The organism is Microcoleus sp. Pol1C5 (assembly GCF_036701115.1).
Taxonomy (GTDB): Bacteria; Cyanobacteriota; Cyanobacteriia; order Cyanobacteriales; family Microcoleaceae; genus Microcoleus.
On record NZ_JAUBQE010000035.1, the window covers coordinates 19720 to 39228 of the forward strand.

A 19509-nucleotide genomic window follows, 5' to 3' on the forward strand; every position below is an offset into this window, starting at 1 on the left:
GAAATAATGGGATTTTTTGACCGCAGATATCGGCGGATGAACACTGATTAACGCTGATAGTATTTGAGCTATTTTTATCTGCGTTTATCTGCGGTTGAAAACTCTGATTAATTATGCGCCCACTTTTTCGCCCAGTTTAAGTTTTGCATAACTTCTTTCAATGTCGCTGCTTCTGAATACAGCCGCAACACTGGTTCGGTTCCGCTAAACCGAATTAACAGCCAGCTTCCGTCAGCCAAACGGAATTTATATCCGTCAACTTTGTTGCAATCTACAACTGCTTTGCCGGCGATTTCTGTTAAGGGTTGATTTTCCAACAGTCCCAGCAAGCGGGAACGTTCGTCCATGTTTGCTAAGTGCAAGTCGATTCTGTCGTAAGCTGAAGTAAAGCTTGTTTCTTGTTGCAGTCGGCTGTAAATTTCGCTTAAGTCTTCCCCGGATTTGACAACTGCTTCTAACAAGTACAGCGCTGATAGTAAAGCATCTCGTTCGGGGATGTGGGTACCGTAGCCAATTCCTCCCGATTCTTCGCCGCCGACTAATACTTGGGTGGTTAACATTCGATCGGCTATATACTTGTAACCGATCGGCGTTTCAAATAATGGCAAGTCGTACAGCTTGGCAATTTTGGGAATTATGTCTGAACCGCTGACTGTTTTGATGACTTCCCCGGTCAAGCCGCGCCGTTTTGCGAAATGTTCGATTAAGATGGGAACTAGGATTTGTGAACTGAGGAAGTTGCCGCTAGAGTCAACGGCTGCAATTCGATCGCTATCTCCGTCAAATACAAATCCGATCGACAAACCAGAGCTTTTTCGCTGGTGAGTACGCATCACCCGAAATAACTGCGACAGGTAGCGTGGCAAAGGTTCCGGTGCACCGCCACCAAAAAGCGGATCTCGATCGCCGTTGACTTCATGTACTGTTTCTTCTAAAATTTGAGCTAATCCTCCGGCGGCGGCACCGTGCATTACATCTACAAATACTGTAATTTTGCCGCTGGCGATCGCTTCTTTAATCGCTTCAATATCGACCATTTCACGCAAGGTTTTGCAGTAAGCCGGCCAAGGATTGAAATTCTCCAATTTCCCAGGAGTGGCTGAAAGTGCCGCCGGATTGTCGAGTTTTACTTCTATCTGTTGAGTAACTTCGGGCGAAACTGAACCGCCAAATCCGCCCTTGACTTTTAACCCTAAATATGCACCGGGATTGTGGCTGGCTGTCAGGACGATCGCACCCAAAGCATTTAATTGTTTGGCAGCTAAACTGAAAGCTGGAGTGGGGGCGTAGGATTCGCTAAGCAGCACGTCAAATCCTGCGTTTTGGATGGCAACAGCCGCTGTTTTGGCAAATTCTTCAGCCAGAAATCGGCGGTCGTGACCGACAATTACGGTACCGCTGTTGCCATCGCTGCCGCCGGTTTGTGCGAGAACTTGTGCCGCTAGGGGAGCGACTAACGCTACGCGATCGAATGTAAAATCGTCAGCAATGATGCCGCGCCAGCCATCTGTACCGAATTTAATGGGATTCATTTAGTCACAAGTCATGAGTCACCCGTCTATTTTATGGGTTTATTAGTCGATCGTCATCTGATTTTAGATTTTAGATTTTAGATTATGGAATTGCGACTGCGGATGAATCAGGGGGCTAGTGACCAAATTACTTGATTGCTAGCCACCAGCCAAAAAGTGATTGGCTGATGACTAATGACTAATGACTAATGATTAATGACTAATGATTAAAAGAATGCTGGTTGGTGGCGGATCAAATTCAGGAATTCTTCGCGAGTTTTCTGTTCTTCTTGGAACACGCCCAACATTGCACTCGTAACCGTCCAAGCACCAGGTTTTTGCACACCCCGCATCGTCATGCACATATGGCTGGCTTCCATTACTACGGCCACTCCCTTCGGTTCCAATATTGTCTGAACTGCTTCGGCAATTTGGCGCGTCAAACGTTCTTGCACCTGCAATCGGCGGCTGTACATCTCGGAAATTCGGGCTAATTTGCTCAATCCCACTACTTTTTGGTTGGGAATGTAAGCAATGTGAACTCGGCCCATAAACGGCAGCATATGGTGTTCGCACATACTGAATACGCTGATGTCTCGCACCAGTACCATTTCGTTGTGGCCTTCGTCAAAGATAGCGCCGTTGAGGAGTTCTTCGAGGGATTGACTGTAACCACTGGTGAGAAACCGCATTGCTTCTGCTACCCGTTTTGGGGTTTTGAGCAATCCTTCACGTTCGGGGTCTTCTCCTACTCCCAGCAGCATTGTACGAACGGCCTCCATCATTTCTTCCATGCCTACTTCTGAAGGTTTGGGCACGCTGGATTCTTGACCGTTCGAGGAATTGCGATCTGGTCGAGTTGGGATGCGCGGGGTGTTGTTATCTGCGGTTTGTAACAGTTTCATGCTGTCAGTCGAAATTGAGTTCGAGCCATTGGAATCGGGGGAAGATGCAATTGTCATAACAATTTGGTGTGAGGGTGAATCGATTTGCGATTTTGGATTGGGGGATATAGCTATAGATTCAAAGATTGTTGAATTCGAGAAAAATCCAGCAGTCTAAAATCTCAAGTTCACAAAACTCCTGCGTTGGACATGAGCGTGATTTCTTCAATTACTGCACTTGCTGGCAACTGAACTGCGTGCAGAATTGATTGGGCGACGATTTCTGGGGTTAACATGGCACTGCGATCGAAGTCGGCTTCCACGGTGTCTGTGTCCCACAGGGGAGTATTGACAGAACCCGGACAGATTGCTGTTACGCGAATTCCGTGAGTCCGTTCTTCGGCGGCTAAGGTTTTAGACAAAGCCATGAGACCGAATTTGCTGACGCAGTAGGCTCCCCAGTTGGGGAAGGCTTGGGTGCCGGCGATCGAGGAAACGTTGATGATGATTCCCGATCTGCGCTCGCGCATGGAGGGCAAAACTCCTAAAATGCACTGCCAAACGCTAGTCAAATTGAGGTCTAGAACGCTCTGCCACTCGGCTAGGGGCGTTTCGGTCAAAGAGCCGGTGTAGCCCATGCCAGCGCTGTTGACCAGGATATCTACGGAACCCAATTGAGATGCGATCGCGCTGATGCTGCTTTGCACTTGCTCAATTTTTGCCAAGTCTAAGGGATAAGCTTCTGCTTTCACTCCGACTTCTCGGGCTGCTGCGGCAACGGCTTCTAACTTTTCCGACTCTCGGCTAACTAATGCCAGATTTATGCCCTCGGCTGCGAACGCTAGAGCCGTCGCTTTGCCAATACCGCTGCTGGCTCCGGTTATCAGAGCCTGCTTTGTTGTTGGATGGTTCATTCAGTGTCCTAATACTTTCGCTCGGCAACTCCCTACAGCGTTGCAGCCTTCTTCGGCAAATTAGACAACTGTCTGCTGCGGGTGATAACAGTTAATTATGAGATGAACATTAAGAACTGTTAAGCCGGTGTCACCTGAGAAATTATAACACTGCTGACTGATCGGCAGAATAATGAGCTGTGAGTTATGAGTTTAAAGTTAAGAATTTTTAACTCATAACTGATAACTCTGAATCGATCGGCTCAAGCAGAAATTTCAGTGAACACACCGATATGGCGAAACTTTTGATATCGAAGCTCGCGTCGCTGCTGAGCCGTAAGCTGTGTGAGTTCTGCTAAGTTTTCCAACAAAGCTTGTTTGAGTATGGAAGCAGCTTTGAGGGGATTCGAGTGAGCGCCGCCGATCGGCTCTGGTACTATTTGATCGAGAATGCCGAGGTTTTTCAAGTCCCAGGAAGTAATTTTCAGGGCTTCTGCGGCCAAGTTAGCTTTGCCAGAGTCTTTCCAGAGAATGGCCGCGCAAGCTTCGGGAGTGGCGACGGTGTAGACGGAATGTTCCAGCATCAACAGCCGCTCGCCGACACCGATACCCAAAGCGCCGCCGGAACCGCCTTCGCCGATGACGGTGCAAATAATGGGAACGTCGAGGCGAAACATTTCTCGGAGGTTGCAGGCGATCGCCTCTCCCTGTCCGAGCTGTTCTGCTTCTAAGCCCGCCCAAGCCCCCGGAGTGTCGATAAAGGTAAAAATTGGCATTCCGAAGCGATCGGCGTGTTCCATCAACCGCAGGGCTTTGCGGTAGCCGCCGGGAGCAGCCATACCGAAGTTGCGGGCGATATTGTCTTTAGTGTCGCGCCCTTTTTGATGGCCGATAATGACTGTGGGACGCCCATCTATGCGGGCAATTCCACCGACGAGGGCCGGGTCGTCTCCGCCGCGCCGATCGCCGTGAAGCTCGATCCACTCGTCGCTAATTGCCTGAATGTAATCGAGCGTGCTGGGGCGGCGCGGGTGACGGGCGAGTTGCAGCCGCTGCATGGGGGACAAGCTGCTGAAGATTTCTTGTCGCAGTTGGGCCGAGCGAGCTTCGAGTTTGCGAATTTCGTCCGTGACATCGACGCTGTTTTCTTCGGCGAGTTCGCGAATCTGGTGAATTCGGGTTTCGAGTTCGGCCAGAGGCTTTTCAAAATCTAAGAGTAAGGGTTTACGGTCTGGGTTTGGCACGCGGATAATTTCTATAAGGTTTTGTCAGGTTTTGTCGATCGACTATTTCCAGATCCTACCCTGTCAGGGGATGCTGAAAAAGAGGGGAAATTTGGAAGTTTTGAATTTTGAATTATGCTTGGCATACTAAGCTTGTTGAAAACCAGAGACTTGAGCCTCGTTTTTTGCTACACTATTTTTGCTTGCTTCTGATTTTTACGCCTCTATTTCCCAGCGTCCCTGGGTTCCCCACCGCCACAAAAGACCTAACCCTGCTGAACAGTTCCCAAGTCCAAAAGCGACACCAGCGCGATCTAACTCACCACTTCGGAAGCTTTAACAGCCCTGTTTATATTACATTTTGTCGCCAACTATCAAATATCCGAAGAATTAAAGACAAACTCTTGCGACCAATCACATCCGCTTGTTCCGAACTACAAACTACTTTTATTATGCTCGTGCGCTGGGAAATAATCTTAATAGTTGACTGTTAACGCTTAACCTTATCAAAAAAGTTACTGGTTATTATCAGAAAAACTTTCCTCAATAACCAATAACTACAACAAATCACATCAAAATGACATTAAAGGCCTGAAACCGTGCTTGACAGAAATATGACCGATTTGCTCCATCTTTTCCACAGTAATTTGATTTCGTCCCCAAGAAAAGTTGGTATACATTTTTTCAAATTCCAGCAGCATTGATTCAGCAAAACAGGCAAACAACTGTCTGCCCGGTACATCCATATTGACAATCTTCATAATTTTCCACTCAATATCGAGGGAATGCTCTACAATGCCACCATTGAGTACGTAAATTTCTGGATGCTGAACCTGAGTTGCCAGATTTTTTGGATAGCCACCGTCAATCAATAAACAGGGTTGCTTCAATGTCTTAGGGTCAATTTCTACTCCCTTGGGCATACTGGCTACCCAGACTACAATATCGGCTTGGGGCAGGGCTTCTTCCAAGTCCATGATTTTGCCTCGCCCCAATTCTGATTGCAAATCTTGCAATCGTTCTTTGTCGCGGGCAATCAGCAACAATTCTGCTACATTTGTTTTAACATTGAGCCAGCGACACACCGCACTGCCAATATCCCCCGTAGCACCGCAAACGGCTACAGTGGCTTTTGAAAGTTCAATTCCCAATTTTGGGGCTGCTTCTTCTACTTGGCGGCAGAGAATGTAAGCCGTGTGAGTGTTACCAGTGGTGAAGCGTTCAAACTCCAACTTGAGATTGCGAATTTGCTTAATTTGCTGCAAGTTGAAAGTCTCAAAAATGATCGAAGAAAAGCCGCCTAAAGCAGTGATGTTAATCCCGTTTTTTTGAGCGTGTGCCATCGCATTAAGGATTTTGCGAGTGGCTGCTTTAATCCGGCGAGTGGCTAGCATTTCTGGCAGAAAACAGGACTCCACATAGCGGCCTTCTATTTTTTGTCCAGTGATGCTTGTTACCGTGATCTGATCAACTATTTGGGGCGGTGCGCTGCACCAAAAATCGAGACCTTGATCGGCATATTCTGGATAGCCCAGCTCGTTAGCTACTGATTGGGCGTGTTCTAAGCTGGTTAAGTGACCGATTAGACCAAACATTAAGTTGTCAAATGAAGGAAGATTGAAAATGGAAGATGGAAGATGAAATATGGAAGATGGGAAGATTAAAAATTTATATTTTAAAATGAGTTATCCCCTTTTTAATTTTTAATTTTTAATTTTTTTCCCATTCCTTATTTCCCAATTAACTAGGCTGCGAGGCCTTGTGCTGACATCCGCATAATATCGCGGTTGTTAAAGCCTATGTTGCCTAGGGCTTCGCCGTAGGCAATCATAAAGTCTTCGATTAAAGCGTCTTTTTCCATTCCCAACACGCGGGCATCGTCTGCGACAGAGTTTAGCAGTCTCCAGATGATGGGCAGGTTTTGGCGGTTGGCGGCTTCTAGTTCGGCTTTGGATTCCTCAAAGTGAGCTTGCAGCCAGACTTCCCCAAAGTTGAGGTGGCTATATTCTTCTTTGACGACGCCTTCGGTGATTTTGCGAGCAAAGTCATCGGCGACGGGGATGTAGATGTTGTAAGCTGCGATCGCAAAACACTCGATAATTAGCGATTGAATCAACAAGCAAGTTACAATCTGACCTTGGGCTGCAGCCGTCTGGAAGTTTTTGTGCAGTTCCGAAAAAAACTGCTTGGCAAATGCCATGTCGGGCGTGACTTTAAGATTCCGGCCACAAGCTTGGAAGCCTTTCATGTGGCGGTTCTCCATCTTGGACAAGCCAACTAACTCTGCTTTTTTGTCAGCCAACAGTTCGGCCAGTGTCAGGTAATTGTCGTGAGCTTCTTGTTCGCCTTCAATCACAATGGCGTTGATGCGACTGTAAGCATCTTTGTAAGTTTCGGTTTGAAAGTCAATTGTTGGGCTGGCCTCAAGCTGGGGCATAGATATGTAGTCTCCTCATATAAGCTTGTGGGATGTCTGCAAACCACTTTAAAATTGGGGGTCAGTGACAGTGCACTTTACCTTTTTTGAACGCACCCCATCTAAATCAGAGATTATAGCTGAGGATTCTTTCGACAAAGAACTTTTCTTTGACGTTCCGGGAAAAACTGGCGTCCTCAGCGTGTTTGCCGGACTTTTGCCGTCGAACACTCCAGAAAGACTATCGCTAGAATGCTATCTATTTACTAATTACTTGAATTAGTCGTTAGTCGATCTTTTGCCCGGAAATAGATGATAGAAATACGGTCTATGTCTCCACCTTGAAGGGTTTTACAGTACCAACTCTACCTCTAACATTATATCCTAATCACCACTTCCTCCCTAGGTACTCCTTCTTTCCCTCTAGGACATATTATGTTGTTGTATGGGAAGCCTCTGGGAGGCGATCGGGTGGGATAACGTCACAGGCTTATTATTTTAGGTTAATTCACAATTTTATGGGTAAATCCTTTGACAGATCTCAAGCGCTGGAACTGCTGAGTTTTATTTTGTTGCTGGCGGGGGCTGCGCTGGTGCTGCTGCCGCTGGCTGCTGTATTTTTGGTCTCTGTATCACCATCTGGTGTCGGTGTCAAGGCCACAGGCCTGACTTTTGCGAACTATCAGGAAGCTTGGCGACGTGGCAATTTTTTGTTGGCATTTGTTAATTCTACTCTAGTGGCGATCACAGTGACGGGTTTTCAGGTTGTAACTTCTGCTTTGGCCGGTTACGCCTTGGCCCGGCTGAAGTTTCGCGGGCGACAGGCGATTGTGTTGGGGGTTTTGGCAACGCTGGTAATTCCGTTTCAGCTTTTGGTGATTCCCATTTTCATGGTTTTGAAGTGGGGTCATCTGCTGAATACCTACGGGGCGCTGATTTTGCCGACGGCGGCTAACGGTTTTGGGATTTTTCTGCTGCGCCAGTATTTTATGACTGTTCCGGTTGAGTTGGAGGAGGCTGCAATGCTGGATGGGGCTAACCGCTGGCAGGTTTTGTGGCAGGTGATGTTACCTTTGGCCCGCCCTGCTTTGGTGACGCTGTTTTTGTTTACCTTTATCGGGGAGTGGAACGATTTGTTTAAGCCGCTGGTGTTTACGACGCGGCCGGAGTTGCGGACTGTGCAGTTGGTTTTGGCTGAGTTTCAGGAACAGTTTACTAGCAGTTGGCAGTTGTTGATGGCGGCGGTGGTAATTGGAACTGTACCAGTGGTGTTGCTGTTTTTGGCCGGTCAACGGCAGTTTATACGGGGGATTGCGGCGACGGGGATTAAGAATTGAGGTGGAGATGCTTGGCAATTAAGTTTGTAGTCAGATTTTGAAGCATTCTCAAGAACAGGCAAGATGCCTGTTCCACAAATACTAAATGTTCTTGTAGAACAGGCATCTTGCCTGTTGCTGACATTGGTTTCAGATGTGAGTTTGTAGTAACTCGGCGATGGAAATCGCTACGATACAAACCACGTCCACTTTCAGCAGACTAACAGATAAAGGGAATATCAAAGCTGTATTATTTGAATCTATGCAAAAGCTCGGTTTATTTTTATTTGTCATATCTTTTCTGCCCTGGTTGGCAATCTTGTTTGTTGTGCCATTCCTGCCACTGGACATTCCCCAAAAAACTACTTTATCTGTCGTTCTAGCTGTTGGGGCAGAAATCTGTTTTTGGATTAGCGTGGTGCTGTTAGGGAAAGAAGTAGTTACCAAATATCGGCGTTATTTGCATCCTCGCTATCTTTGGAAAAAAATCAGAAATTTTAACCGCAGATGAACCCTGTTCGACGCAGATATTCACCCTGGATGTGGGCGTTTATCTGCGGTCAAGATTGAGCTATTCGCTGAAAATTTGCAAGCGAATAGAGCGTTCTCCGTCTCCGAAATCCACTTCAATCTTTTCTCCCGAAAGACTGTCCAAACATCCCAAAAGCAATCGCAAATTGGGTGTGCTTGCTCCTGTATCCACGTACAATCTATCTGCCAAACTGCCTAAACGCTTCCAAATCGTGTAGAGTTTGACTACTGTTTGTTCTAGCTGTGCGGCTTGTTTTACAACGTCGGCGGTGGTTCCCAAACAGCCTACTCGCAAAGATTCTTCTAAGGCCATTTCCATGTCTAAGTGAGACTGATTGAGAGCTTGCACTTGAGCGGCGGCGTCGAGATATTTGGATAAGTTCTTGGCGTCGGATGTTAGCTGTTTGACAGTATCTACGTCGGGATTTTCTGCTACTTCTTTTTGAATTTCGCTTTGGTGAGATGGGGAGAGTTTCTCCATTTCTTTGACTAAAGGAGCGAGGTAGCGGGAAGGTAGAGAACCGGTAGATGCTTTTTCTTTGACTTCTTCGGGCAATAAATCTGAGTTCATTGCCATCCATTCGTCGGATAGTTGTTTGACTTCGCGGCGGGTGATGCGATCGCCACTTGCTGCGGCATCTGTTACCATTTGCTGCACTTCGGGTGATGCTTTGGCGGTTTCTACAAAGGCTCTTTTGCTGAAGTTTCTAATGGAATTTGGGTCTAAATCTCCTTGCTGGATCAGAGTGTCGGCACTATTAGCTAATTCTATCAAAGAATAGGCTTGACTTTTGCCAATTTCTCTTTCTTTGAGCCAGTTCAAAAAGCCTGTACCGCGTCCTTCGCCGCCTTTTTTTTCTCTGTCTCGAACTGTTCGGAGAATGCGTCCCCGCCAAATGTCGGTTTGCAAGTCGAAGCGATCGCACACTTTCCAGGCATTGTCAACCTGATTGTCAAAATCAAAGTCTGGTATTTGTTCGTCTTCGGGGTCTGGCAATTGGAAATTGATATCGGTAAAGCCGTTGAGGGCTTCTGCAAGTTCTGCGGGATTTAGGGGGACTTCAGCCATTAGGAAAAATTTGTGTAGTGCAACAGCCGGTTTAATTGGGAACTTGCACGGGTTGACAGTTGAGACGCTATATGTAGCGGTAAGGTAGGCAAGATTTACCTACTAATAGAGCTTTCATGCAAGTCATATTATTATTGCACGATGGAGGGCGATCGGCGAAAAGATACCCAAAATCACTCCGGGCACGCCCCTGATGGGACTTGAGGGGAGTGCTGGCTGTGGGGGGAGTGAGTTAAAGTTAATTATAAAATTAAAGGAACTAATAAAATGCTGGAAACAACCAAAAGTTACGAGCGCTCTATCCCTTTGTTAGCCTAGAATTGAGAAAATAAGCTAAAGGGAAAGTGCCATGTCAGAACAAGACATCGCTAATATCATTACGATCGAACCGGTAAGCGAGGTGGGAAACCTTGTATTCGAGGTATGAGAATTACGGTTTATGATGTATTGGAATATCTCGCTTCTGGGATGAGTGATGAAGAAATCTCAGAGGATTTTCCCTATCTTACCCAAGAGGATACTTGGGCTTGTTTGAGTTTTTATTAAAGAGTTATCATAGCAGGTTCGGTAATCGCTAATAATGATTGTATACTAAGAGCGTAAGGCTCGCGAGCTAGAAGCTCGAACTGTAGTCGTCATTAATTGACCGGACATAATATTACCTCCCTGCGTGAAATCATGCCCAAAGACTTCTCCGGTAAAAATCTCCGAGGCCGCAATTTCAAAGGTCAAAACCTCACAGGTGCAAAATTCATCGGTGCAGACATCCGAGGCGCAAACTTCACCAATGCCATCCTCAGAGAAGCTGACTTCACCCGTGCCCAAGCTGGACTGCAACGTCGCTGGACAATTTTTCTAGTAACTATCTCGCTATTTCTATCGGTAATATCAGGATTTATGTCAGCTCGTGCTACTTTGTGGATAGCAGTTTTTTTCACTCCAGATAACATCAAACAGTACACCATTCGTCCCGGTGTAGTTGTGTTGATAGTTTTGGCCATCTTCTTTATAGCTACTATCCGCCAAGGTCTAGGGGCAGCGACAGAGGCAGGGGCAGGGGCAGTGGCAGTGGCAGTGGCAGGGGCAGGGGCAGTGGCAGTGGTAGTGACAGTGGCAGGTGCAGGGGCATTGGCAGCGCAAGGTGCAGTGGCAGTGGCAGGGACAGTGCAAGCGGCAGCGGCAGCGGCAGTGGCAGTGGCAGCGGTAGGGGCGGTGACAGGGGTAGGCGCAGGGGCAGCGGCCGTGGCACTGCTAGTGGCATCGGCAGTGGCAGCGGCAGTGGGAGTGGGAGTGCCAGGGGCAGCGGCAGCGACAGTGGCAATGGCAGGACTAGGTATTTACGTTGCTTGGCGTGCCCTGGCTGGGGATGAGAAACACGCCTTGATTCGGACTGTTGCCATTGCCTTTGCCGCTACAGGTGGCACTAGCTTTCGGAATGCGGATCTAACTGATGCCAATTTCACTGAGGCAACTCTCAAAAGTACAGATTTTAGAACAGCCAATCTCACTCGCACTTGCTTCCGAAATACAGAAAAACTCGATCGCGCGCGAGTCGGTAATTCGATACTAGCTGATACCCGCGTCCGAGAATTACTCATCACTGGCAATGGCTACAAAAAATCCTATGTTAGTGCGAATCTTCAAGGAGCCAACTTGACAGGCGTTAATCTTAACGAGGCTAATCTCAAGCAGGCTAATCTCAACGAAGCAAGTTTGCATCAAGCTAATTTGGAATGGGCATACCTCACTGAAACTCAAGCCTTGGCAACAGATTTTACAGCAGCTAGTTTTACAGGTGCTTGTTTGGAAGCTTGGAATATTGACGGTAATACAAAGCTCGATCGCGTTGACTGTCGGTTTGTTTATCTTCTAGAATATCCCAAACCGGGAACTGACGATCGCGAACGCCGCCCTCACCACATCAGTAAATGTTTTGAACCGGGGGATTTCGAGAAACTGTATAAAAAGATTATGGAAACCGTGCAAATCCTGCTCAAAAATGGGATTAACCCAGAAGCTTTTACCGTCGGTTTTCAGAATTTAATGCGGGAATTTCCAGATATTACACGGGATTCAATTCAAGTATTTGAGAAAAAAGGAGATGATGTTTTGCTGACCTTCAATGTTCCAAAAGGAACTGATAAAGGAAAATTTGAGCAAACTTGGGATGAAGGTTATCAAGCAGGGCTGCAAGCTCAAAATCAAGCCGAGAAATTAAAATATAAAGATGAAATTATTGCAATTCACAAAGATAATTATGAAGAATTAATGAAAAGAGTATTTAGTAAAGATTTCGTAAATCCTTCAACCGTGTCTCAGCCATCTAGCCTGATAATTAACAATCACAATCAATCTACAGCAGACAGTAAAGCCGCAAGCGACAACATCGACCAAAGTCGCAAAGCTGAAATTTCAGGCGGAACGGTTCACGCTACAGGTGCCGGATCATTAAGTTTAGGAGATAATGACGGTACAACAGCGAACACGATCGAGGAGTTGCCCGATCCTGCCGTTAGCGCAGCCCTCGAAGAGGATCGCCCTTCCTGACAAAGTGAGTAATGCTATAATTTTAGTCAAACTCTGGTAACAGCGGAAATCCAAGCTATGAGCGTATCAATATGAGTAATAGCAACTTAAATTTCACTGAGGAAAGTTTCGATGATTCTGCATTATTGCAGTTAGATGAAATCAGCAGCAAACTTACCACTAATATTAATCAGTTGCCTCACTCACCTGGACTGTTTCAATTAGTTATAGATCAATTGTTAAAATACTACCAACTTTCAATAAAAGCAGTCGAAGAAAGATATCAAGCCGAACTTAAAGCAAAAGATGCTCAAATAGAGACGTATCGTGAGGAAATAGCTTTTTTGAGAGAACTGACTGTCAAGTTAGCTAAAAATCCGATCGTGATTAATTCCAGCCAAGACAACAAGCCAGAATAAATTTCTTTTTAGTTTATGTCAAATGAGGAAGAACTGGCTCGGCTGAAACAAAAGTGTGAAGCAAAAATTAGAGAATTAAAGCAAAGACACAAATTAGAAATTGCTGTTAAAGACAAAGAAATTCAAGACTGTCGCCAAGCAATCGCTGTTAAAGACAAGGAAATTCAAGACTGTCGCCAAGCAATCGCTGTTAAAGACAGTAAAATCCAAGACTATCGCGAACAAATCGAATATTTAAGAAAACTTAATATGTCTTTCGCAGAAAGAGTAATTTATAATAATATAGAAGTGAACACCACATCAGAGAGTAAAGCTATGAGTGACCAAATCGACCAAAGTCGCAAAATAGAAATTACAGGCGGAACCGTTAACGCTAGCGGTGCTGGAGCGTTAAGTTTAGGTGATATCAGCGGTAGTGTTGCCAATACAATTAATCAATTATCTGATTCTGCTAAACCAGATGAACCGGGAATAAAAGAATTATTGACTGAGTTACAAACAGCGATCGAGGCTGAAACTGATTTATCTGATGATGATAAAGCTGAAGCATTGGAGCAGGTAAAAACTTTGGCAGAAGTAGGGAAAAATCCCCAAGAAAGTACAATGCAAAAGGCGGGGAAAACGGCAATGAAGATTTTGAAAGGGACTATTGCTGGTTTACCTAGTGCGGCGACGTTGGTAGAAGCTTGCAGTAAATTGTTGCCTGCGATCGCAAGTCTCTTACTTCTACCCTGAAATCCAATATCAACGCCCAGTAAGTAATTGTATTTTTAGGGCGGGCGAGACGCCCACCCCACGAAGATTCTTCGCTTCAATCAAAATGACAGCGCAGCTTACCGTCCAGATTTTCTCGGCGGTGTATCATCAGTCGATCGCTTCCGACGGATCAGTACGCTCATCACCTGCTTCGGATTGGCTGCACGTTGTACGGGGCTCCAATCGCCGACTTCGGCAAATCCTAGTCGGTACAAAGTCAGTATGGTTTCCCTGACTCCTTTCGGCGAACCGACAACCGTTAACAGCACAACTTCCTGTTCCGATACTGCTGCTGAGTCGTCATTTGGCCGATCGGAAAAGTTGTCGTCAGGCACGAATTCCTGTGACATATTATGTTCTCCTGGTTTTGGGTTTTCTAGAAAAACCCAAAAACCCAGCCGCCCCGCATTTCAACACATAGCAGGGCGGCTACAGAGGATGTTAAGATACTCCGTTAGCCTCCAGACTGCTAGTCCCAGTTTGGCGGTTATGCTGTCCATTGCTGTTACCAGCAGCTTTGGGCAGTGCAACTAGATTTTTGGGCGACGCGGGCTGCCTCCTCTACAAGCAAGCAACCTCTCACTTCAAAGCGTAGCCGCAGATGGGGGCCGCCGTCAATCGATTTTGGATTTTGGATTTTGGATTTTGGATTGAAGAATTGATCCCCGGACTAATCTGGGGACTTTGGGGGTTTTGATGCGGGATTGGCGGGTTTTGGGCGATCGCACCAATGAGACTCACAAAACGATCGCCTTTTCAACTTACCAACTACAACGGCGATACTTTATCGCGTTCAATCTCCTCGTGGGGAGTCGTTTTCCCATTCAAAATTGTGCCATCATCGGGAAGATTGTCTAGTCGATCGCGCTTCTTAAAGCGATCTCGAGCCGAGACAACCACCACATACAGAACCGGCACTATAAACAAACTCAAGACAGTAGAAACAACCATTCCGCCCGCGATCGCATTCCCTAGCGATCGGCGGCTCGCTGCACCTGCACCTTCGGGGTTAACCAGAGGAGCAATACCTAAAACGAAAGCCAGAGAAGTCATCAAAATCGGTCGTAAACGCTCTTGAGAAGCCTCAACTGCGGCCTTAGCAATTGAATATCCCTGCTCCCGTAACTGGTTAGCAAACTCCACGATTAAAATCGCATTTTTACTAGCCAACCCAATCAACATCACCAAACCAATCTGGCAATAAACATCATTCGCCAAACCCCGCAACGACTGAGCTAAAAGAGCACCCAAAATCGCCAGAGGCACCGATAGCAAAATAATGAAAGGATCGACATAATTTTCGTACTGAGCCGCCAACACCAAAAACACAAAAATCAGCCCCAAACCGAAAATAATCGGTGCTTGACCTCCCGATTCAATTTCTTCTAAAGAACTCCCCGACCATTCATAGCCAAAACCCGATGGCAAAACTTCAGCCGACACCTTTTCCATCGATTTTAGCGCCTGCCCAGAACTCGCTCCCGGAGCCGGAGAGCCAGTAATTTCAATTGACCTATACAAATTGTAGTGGTTAACAGTTTGAGCTCCCACCACCGGAGTGATCTTCACCAAATTGCTCAAAGAAATCATTTCATTCTTTCCAGAACGCACATACAATTTCCCAATATCTTCAGGGTTATCACGAAACTGTTTATCCGCCTGAACATACACCCGATAATTGCGCTGCTGGAGGTTAAAATCATTCACATACTGAGCACCCAGAGCCGTTTGTAACGTACTGAAAACATCATTAATCGGAATATCTAGAGCCTTAGCTCGATTGCGGTCAACCTCCACAATTAACTGAGGCGTATTCGCAGCAAACGTACTAAATACCGCTTGCAATCCCGGTGTCTGATTTGCCTGCTTCAAAATCCCGCCCATAGTCTGGACTAAGCCATCTAAACCGCTGTTACCTTTGCGGTCTTGCAATTGAAATTGGAAACCCCCAAATTGACCTAAACCTTGAATAGCCGGCGGATTCACTGGGAAAATTCTAGCTTCGGGAATCGAGAAAAACTTACCCCGCAACTTACCAATAATCGCTTGTACAGTTTGATCTTCTCCGTGACGTTCTTCCCAGGGTTTCAGTGTAGTAAATATAATGCCTTGATTAGAAGTGCTACCGCTAAAACCAAATCCACCCACTGAAAAAGTCCCGACAACTTCAGGAAGTTTGAGGATTTCTTGTTCTACTTGATCCATTACTTTCTGAGTGTATTGCAGCGAAACACCTTGGGGCCCTTGAATAATTGTCATAAAATAGCCCTGGTCTTCTTCCGGGATAAATGCTGTGGGCACTGATAAATAAAGCCAAGCTGTTACTCCCAGAGAAGCGATGAACACGAGGGTGACAATAGTCTTAATTCCTGTGAGAAATATTAAGGATTTTCGATATTGTCGCTGTACCCAATCCAGAACTCGATTAAAACGGTCAAAAACCCAACCTAGCGGGCCCCCAAACTTCGGCCCTCGACGCAGTAATATAGCTGAAAGTGAAGGCGTCAGAGTAATAGCAATAAAGGTAGAAAGCAGGACGGAAAAAGCAATTGTCAGCGCAAATTGTTTATAAAGCGCTCCCGTAGTTCCGGGAAAAAATGCCACGGGCACGAACACTGCCATCAACACTAAAGAAGTCGCAATTACAGCGCTAAAAAGCTCCCGCATTGACTCAAAAGCCGCTTGGCGGGCATTCATCCCTTGGCGGATCATGCGGTCAATATTTTCTACTACAATGATAGCGTCATCAACCACTAATCCCGTCGCTAATGTCAGACCAAACAGAGATAAACTGTTAATCGTAAACCCGAAAACTTTGATAAAAGCAAACGTCCCAATCAAAGAAATTGGAATTGTGATGATAGGAATAATAGTTGTGCGCCAGTCTTGCAAGAAAACAAAAATCACTATCACCACTAGCAAGACTGATTCAAATAATGTCTTGACTACTTCTGCCATCGACTCTTCTACAAACAAAGTCGTGTCCAGCGCTACTCTATGTATCAACCCCGGAGGGAAAGCAACAGCTAGTTTTTCCATTTCTTTTTTGACGGCATGGGCAACATTCAAAGCATTACTTCCAGGCAGTTGGTAAATCCCTAAACCTACTGCATCATTGCCTCGAAATCGCAGAAATGAGCTGTAATTCTCTGCCCCTAGTTCTGCTCTCCCCACATCTTTTAATTTAACTAGCGTTCCATTTGTCTCTGTTTTGAGGACGATTTCTTCAAATTCTGCTGGTTCTTTGAGGCGACTTTCAGCACGCAAGTCAATTTGATACATTTGTCCCTGCGGAGCAGGTTCTTGACCAACTCTCCCAGCACCAACTTGCAAGTTTTGTTCGTTAAGAGCGCTCGTTACATCTTGCATTGTAAGACTGCGAGCTGCTAATTTATTGGGGTCTATCCATAAACGCATTGCATAGCGGCGTTCCCCAAAAATTCGTACCTCGCCCACACCTTTTACCCGTTTTAAGGCATCTGCCAAATATAGGTCAGCGTAGTTGCTTAAAAATATAGTGTCGTATTCTTTATTTTCTGTAAATAAACCGATCGCTAATAGGAGACTTGTAGATTGTTTTGTAACTGTAACTCCTGTGCGTTGTACGGCATCTGGTAGCTGGGGTTGAGCAACTGCAACTCGATTTTGAACATCGACGCCGGCAATGTCTTTGTTGCGCGAGGAATCAAAGGTCGCTGTAATAGTGCTAGTGCCATCGTTACTACTACTGGAAGTTAGATATTTTAGTCCTTCAACGCCGTTTATTTGCCTTTCTAAGATGTTGGTAACTGCATTTTCGACAATTTCAGCACTCGCCCCGCTATAGTTAGCTGTGACGTTAATTTGGGTAGGGCTGATGTCGGGGAAGCGCTCGATCGGCAATGTGGGAATGCTGATTGCGCCTACCAAAATAATAATTAAGGCGCAGACGCTAGCAAAGACAGGTCGTTTAATAAAGAAATCTGCAAACATTATTTGGGTAATGGGTAGTTGTTAGTTGATAATGGCTAATTCCTAATTGCATGAACTTCAGTCAAAAATTAAAATAGCCCCCTTTTTTAGAGCGGAGCAATCAAGTAGTTTCACGTAAGGTACGTTGTTGCGCTTTAGCACTCTTAATTCCCATATTAAGAGCGCTGAAGCGCAACAACATACCTTATTTTTTGCTTTCTACTGGTAATTTTTGCCCTGCTCTTTCCCCTTCCTCTTGAGCCATAATCGGAACACCGTCTGTCAGGTTAAGGATGCCTGCGGTAACAATTTTTTCCCCGGCTTGCAAACCTTCGATAACTTGATAATTATTACCTTCAATGGTTCCCAATTTCACGGGTTTTTGCCGTGCTATTAAAGGTGGTGTTTCAGGTTTGGGCTGTTCCGGTTTTTGAGCTGTGAAGACAAAAGTTTGCCCACCTAAGCGAGTGACTGCTGTGACTGGAACTAAAATTCCCGGGTTCTGTTTCCAGATGACTTTAGCTTTTACAAACTGGAGATTAAGCAGTTCGCCGCTGGGGTTGGGAAAGGTGGCTTTAGCTAAAATTGTTTGAGAATTGGCGCTGACGTTTGGGGAGATAAAACTGATCTGACCTTGGGCGATCGCCTTACCTTGAGCGTCGAGCATTTGTACTGGCAGCCCTAAGCGTAATTGAGGCATCCGTTCCAAAGGAATTGATAACCGCAAGTCTAGCAATTGGTTCTCTGTCAGGGTGGCGATCGCATCACCTTTTTGCAAGTAATCACCTACTTTCACTGGTATGTCGCCGATGACTCCCGCGAAGGGCGCGATGACAGCAGTTTCTTGTAGTTGTACTTCAAAGCCGCGCACTTGAGCGGCGGCCTCGGCAACTTGCGCTTCAGCTTGATCGATCTGTTCTTGGCGCGTACCGTTGGCTAACTCCGCTAATCTGCTCTTGGCTTGTGCGACTTCTGCTTCGGCTTTGGCTATTTCCTCTGGGCGCGAACCGTTTTGCAATTGCCGCAAAGCTTGCCGCTGCTGTTGCAAGGCCGCTGTCCGGCGCTCGATCTCGGCTTGTCTGTTTTTTTGCCGCTGCTCGAACCGCCTTTGAGCTTCTCGGAGGTTGGCTTGGGCGGTGCCTGCTTTTTGGGTGTATTCCTCGAGGGTGTTGGCGGATTCTGCACCTTCTTTTGCCAATGCCTGATATCTGGCAAGCTGCTGGCTGGCTAATTTTGCTTCGGCTGTGCTTGCCTCTATTTGGGCTCTTGCTTGGGCAATGTCTTCTAAGAGGCTACCTGTTTGGGCGTCGGCGAGGTCGGCTTCAGCTTGGGAAACGCGGGCTTGGGCTTGACCAATTTCTTCTGGTCGAGAGCCCGATCGCAGTTGGGCGAGGTTGGCTTGGGCTTGGGCGACTTGGGCTTGAGCTTGGGCTATTTCTTCAGGCCTGGCTCCTGCTTGCAATTCGGCTAAATGGGATTGAGCGCGAATCAGGTTGGCTTGGGATTCCCTCAAGTCAGCTTGGGCGCTCTCGCTTTTCATGCGGGCGATGGCTTGTCCTTTGTTTATGAAGTCCCCGGATTTGACAAAAATCTCCGTGACTAGCCCTTCTACTTCGGGTTTGATTTCTACCGAACGCTTGGCTTCTAAGCTGCTGACAAATTCCGAGGCATCTTGGACTGAGCTGGTTTGTACGGCTGCGAGCTTGACTGGTATGCCTGGGGGTTGGGCTGCTGCTGCGGGTTGCTGTGCGCGATTATGACCCGATTGCCACGAGTACCAGCCGATACCTGCTGCGCCTGTGGCGATCGCGATCGCGGCAATTAGGGGCCAGCGCGATCGCGGTTTAGCAACAGGTTCGGAGCGATCGGCAACGGCCGCAGAATCCTGCAGTTGCTCGCTGTCTGCATCGGTTGGGTGCAGTTCCGGTGTGAGAGATTTTTGCTCTTGGGCTTCAACGACGGATTCTGGGGATTTAGAATAACTCATGGGCAGCACCACTTAGATTTTTTTAAC

17 protein-coding genes and 1 pseudogene are annotated in these 19509 nt (G+C 46.5%); 7 read left to right on the top strand and 11 right to left on the bottom strand.

Annotated elements, in window-relative coordinates; translation table 11 throughout:
• Nucleotides 1-107: 107 nt before the first annotated feature.
• The 6 genes from QUA23_RS19400 to QUA23_RS19425 all read right to left on the bottom strand — a co-directional run bounded on the left by QUA23_RS19400 (nt 108) and on the right by QUA23_RS19425 (nt 6948).
• A complete protein-coding gene (locus QUA23_RS19400; RefSeq protein ID WP_333073763.1) occupies nt 108-1532 on the bottom strand; it encodes a phosphoglucomutase/phosphomannomutase family protein in 1425 nt (474 codons plus the stop codon).
• Between the two features lie 206 nt (nt 1533-1738).
• On the bottom strand, nt 1739-2473 hold the full coding sequence (folE, locus tag QUA23_RS19405; protein WP_333035382.1) for a GTP cyclohydrolase I FolE: 735 nt from the start codon (nt 2471-2473) through the stop codon (nt 1739-1741).
• A 110-nt stretch (nt 2474-2583) separates the two neighbouring features.
• Nucleotides 2584-3309, bottom strand: a complete 726-nt coding sequence (locus QUA23_RS19410; protein ID WP_333073765.1) for an SDR family oxidoreductase — start codon at nt 3307-3309, stop codon at nt 2584-2586.
• A 242-nt stretch (nt 3310-3551) separates the two neighbouring features.
• Nucleotides 3552-4532, bottom strand: coding sequence for an acetyl-CoA carboxylase carboxyl transferase subunit alpha (accA, locus tag QUA23_RS19415; RefSeq protein ID WP_333073767.1), 981 nt, complete (start codon nt 4530-4532; stop codon nt 3552-3554).
• A gap of 551 nt (nt 4533-5083) precedes the next feature.
• Complete coding sequence (locus tag QUA23_RS19420) at nt 5084-6106, bottom strand: long-chain acyl-[acyl-carrier-protein] reductase (protein WP_333035377.1); 1023 nt, start codon at nt 6104-6106, stop codon at nt 5084-5086.
• A 149-nt stretch (nt 6107-6255) separates the two neighbouring features.
• Complete coding sequence (locus tag QUA23_RS19425; protein ID WP_333073769.1) at nt 6256-6948, bottom strand: aldehyde oxygenase (deformylating); 693 nt, start codon at nt 6946-6948, stop codon at nt 6256-6258.
• Between the two features lie 70 nt (nt 6949-7018).
• Here QUA23_RS19425 and QUA23_RS19430 point away from each other — a divergent pair, with 70 nt between their 5' ends.
• The 3 genes from QUA23_RS19430 to QUA23_RS19440 all read left to right on the top strand — a co-directional run bounded on the left by QUA23_RS19430 (nt 7019) and on the right by QUA23_RS19440 (nt 8754).
• Complete coding sequence (locus tag QUA23_RS19430) at nt 7019-7210, top strand: hypothetical protein (protein ID WP_190738254.1); 192 nt, start codon at nt 7019-7021, stop codon at nt 7208-7210.
• Between the two features lie 235 nt (nt 7211-7445).
• Complete coding sequence (locus QUA23_RS19435) at nt 7446-8264, top strand: carbohydrate ABC transporter permease (RefSeq protein ID WP_333073772.1); 819 nt, start codon at nt 7446-7448, stop codon at nt 8262-8264.
• Between the two features lie 157 nt (nt 8265-8421).
• A complete protein-coding gene (locus QUA23_RS19440; RefSeq protein WP_333110471.1) occupies nt 8422-8754 on the top strand; it encodes a transporter suffix domain-containing protein in 333 nt (110 codons plus the stop codon).
• Nucleotides 8755-8814: 60 nt separating this feature from the next.
• On the opposite strand, the gene QUA23_RS19445 is transcribed toward QUA23_RS19440, so the two are convergent.
• A complete protein-coding gene (locus QUA23_RS19445) occupies nt 8815-9843 on the bottom strand; it encodes a hypothetical protein (protein ID WP_333073773.1) in 1029 nt (342 codons plus the stop codon).
• A 349-nt stretch (nt 9844-10192) separates the two neighbouring features.
• Here QUA23_RS19445 and QUA23_RS19450 point away from each other — a divergent pair.
• From QUA23_RS19450 to QUA23_RS19465, 4 genes and pseudogenes are all read left to right on the top strand, one after another.
• Nucleotides 10193-10389: pseudogene (locus tag QUA23_RS19450) on the top strand (DUF433 domain-containing protein).
• 132 nt (nt 10390-10521) lie between these two features.
• Complete coding sequence (locus QUA23_RS19455) at nt 10522-12390, top strand: pentapeptide repeat-containing protein (RefSeq protein WP_333073775.1); 1869 nt, start codon at nt 10522-10524, stop codon at nt 12388-12390.
• Nucleotides 12391-12461: 71 nt separating this feature from the next.
• Nucleotides 12462-12788 carry a hypothetical protein gene (locus QUA23_RS19460; RefSeq protein ID WP_333073777.1) on the top strand — a complete coding sequence of 109 codons (327 nt, stop codon included), beginning with the start codon at nt 12462-12464 and terminating at the stop codon, nt 12786-12788.
• Nucleotides 12789-12803: 15 nt separating this feature from the next.
• Nucleotides 12804-13523 carry a hypothetical protein gene (locus QUA23_RS19465; RefSeq protein WP_333110473.1) on the top strand — a complete coding sequence of 240 codons (720 nt, stop codon included), beginning with the start codon at nt 12804-12806 and terminating at the stop codon, nt 13521-13523.
• A 98-nt stretch (nt 13524-13621) separates the two neighbouring features.
• On the opposite strand, the gene QUA23_RS19470 is transcribed toward QUA23_RS19465, so the two are convergent.
• The 4 genes from QUA23_RS19470 to QUA23_RS19485 all read right to left on the bottom strand — a co-directional run bounded on the left by QUA23_RS19470 (nt 13622) and on the right by QUA23_RS19485 (nt 19482).
• Nucleotides 13622-13894 carry a hypothetical protein gene (locus QUA23_RS19470; protein ID WP_333073780.1) on the bottom strand — a complete coding sequence of 91 codons (273 nt, stop codon included), beginning with the start codon at nt 13892-13894 and terminating at the stop codon, nt 13622-13624.
• Nucleotides 13895-14123: 229 nt separating this feature from the next.
• Complete coding sequence (locus QUA23_RS19475) at nt 14124-14285, bottom strand: hypothetical protein (RefSeq protein ID WP_333110474.1); 162 nt, start codon at nt 14283-14285, stop codon at nt 14124-14126.
• A 27-nt stretch (nt 14286-14312) separates the two neighbouring features.
• On the bottom strand, nt 14313-17516 hold the full coding sequence (locus QUA23_RS19480; protein WP_333073785.1) for an efflux RND transporter permease subunit: 3204 nt from the start codon (nt 17514-17516) through the stop codon (nt 14313-14315).
• Between the two features lie 184 nt (nt 17517-17700).
• Entirely contained in the window at nt 17701-19482 is a 1782-nt protein-coding gene (locus QUA23_RS19485) for an efflux RND transporter periplasmic adaptor subunit (protein ID WP_333073788.1), read from the bottom strand.
• Nucleotides 19483-19509: the final 27 nt, after the last annotated feature.

Bases quoted from the DNA above. Each gene is read 5' to 3' on its own strand.
- QUA23_RS19400 (WP_333073763.1), bottom strand. From the start codon at position 1,532: ATGAATCCCATTAAATTCGGTACAGATGGCTGGCGCGGCATCATTGCT.
- folE (WP_333035382.1), bottom strand. From the start codon at position 2,473: ATGACAATTGCATCTTCCCCCGATTCCAATGGCTCGAACTCAATTTCG.
- QUA23_RS19410 (WP_333073765.1), bottom strand. From the start codon at position 3,309: ATGAACCATCCAACAACAAAGCAGGCTCTGATAACCGGAGCCAGCAGC.
- QUA23_RS19420 (WP_333035377.1), bottom strand. From the start codon at position 6,106: ATGTTTGGTCTAATCGGTCACTTAACCAGCTTAGAACACGCCCAATCA.
- QUA23_RS19425 (WP_333073769.1), bottom strand. From the start codon at position 6,948: ATGCCCCAGCTTGAGGCCAGCCCAACAATTGACTTTCAAACCGAAACT.
- QUA23_RS19435 (WP_333073772.1), top strand. From the start codon at position 7,446: ATGGGTAAATCCTTTGACAGATCTCAAGCGCTGGAACTGCTGAGTTTT.
- QUA23_RS19440 (WP_333110471.1), top strand. From the start codon at position 8,422: ATGGAAATCGCTACGATACAAACCACGTCCACTTTCAGCAGACTAACA.
- QUA23_RS19445 (WP_333073773.1), bottom strand. From the start codon at position 9,843: ATGGCTGAAGTCCCCCTAAATCCCGCAGAACTTGCAGAAGCCCTCAAC.
- QUA23_RS19455 (WP_333073775.1), top strand. From the start codon at position 10,522: ATGCCCAAAGACTTCTCCGGTAAAAATCTCCGAGGCCGCAATTTCAAA.
- QUA23_RS19460 (WP_333073777.1), top strand. From the start codon at position 12,462: ATGAGTAATAGCAACTTAAATTTCACTGAGGAAAGTTTCGATGATTCT.
- QUA23_RS19465 (WP_333110473.1), top strand. From the start codon at position 12,804: ATGTCAAATGAGGAAGAACTGGCTCGGCTGAAACAAAAGTGTGAAGCA.
- QUA23_RS19470 (WP_333073780.1), bottom strand. From the start codon at position 13,894: ATGTCACAGGAATTCGTGCCTGACGACAACTTTTCCGATCGGCCAAAT.
- QUA23_RS19480 (WP_333073785.1), bottom strand. From the start codon at position 17,516: ATGTTTGCAGATTTCTTTATTAAACGACCTGTCTTTGCTAGCGTCTGC.
- QUA23_RS19485 (WP_333073788.1), bottom strand. From the start codon at position 19,482: ATGAGTTATTCTAAATCCCCAGAATCCGTCGTTGAAGCCCAAGAGCAA.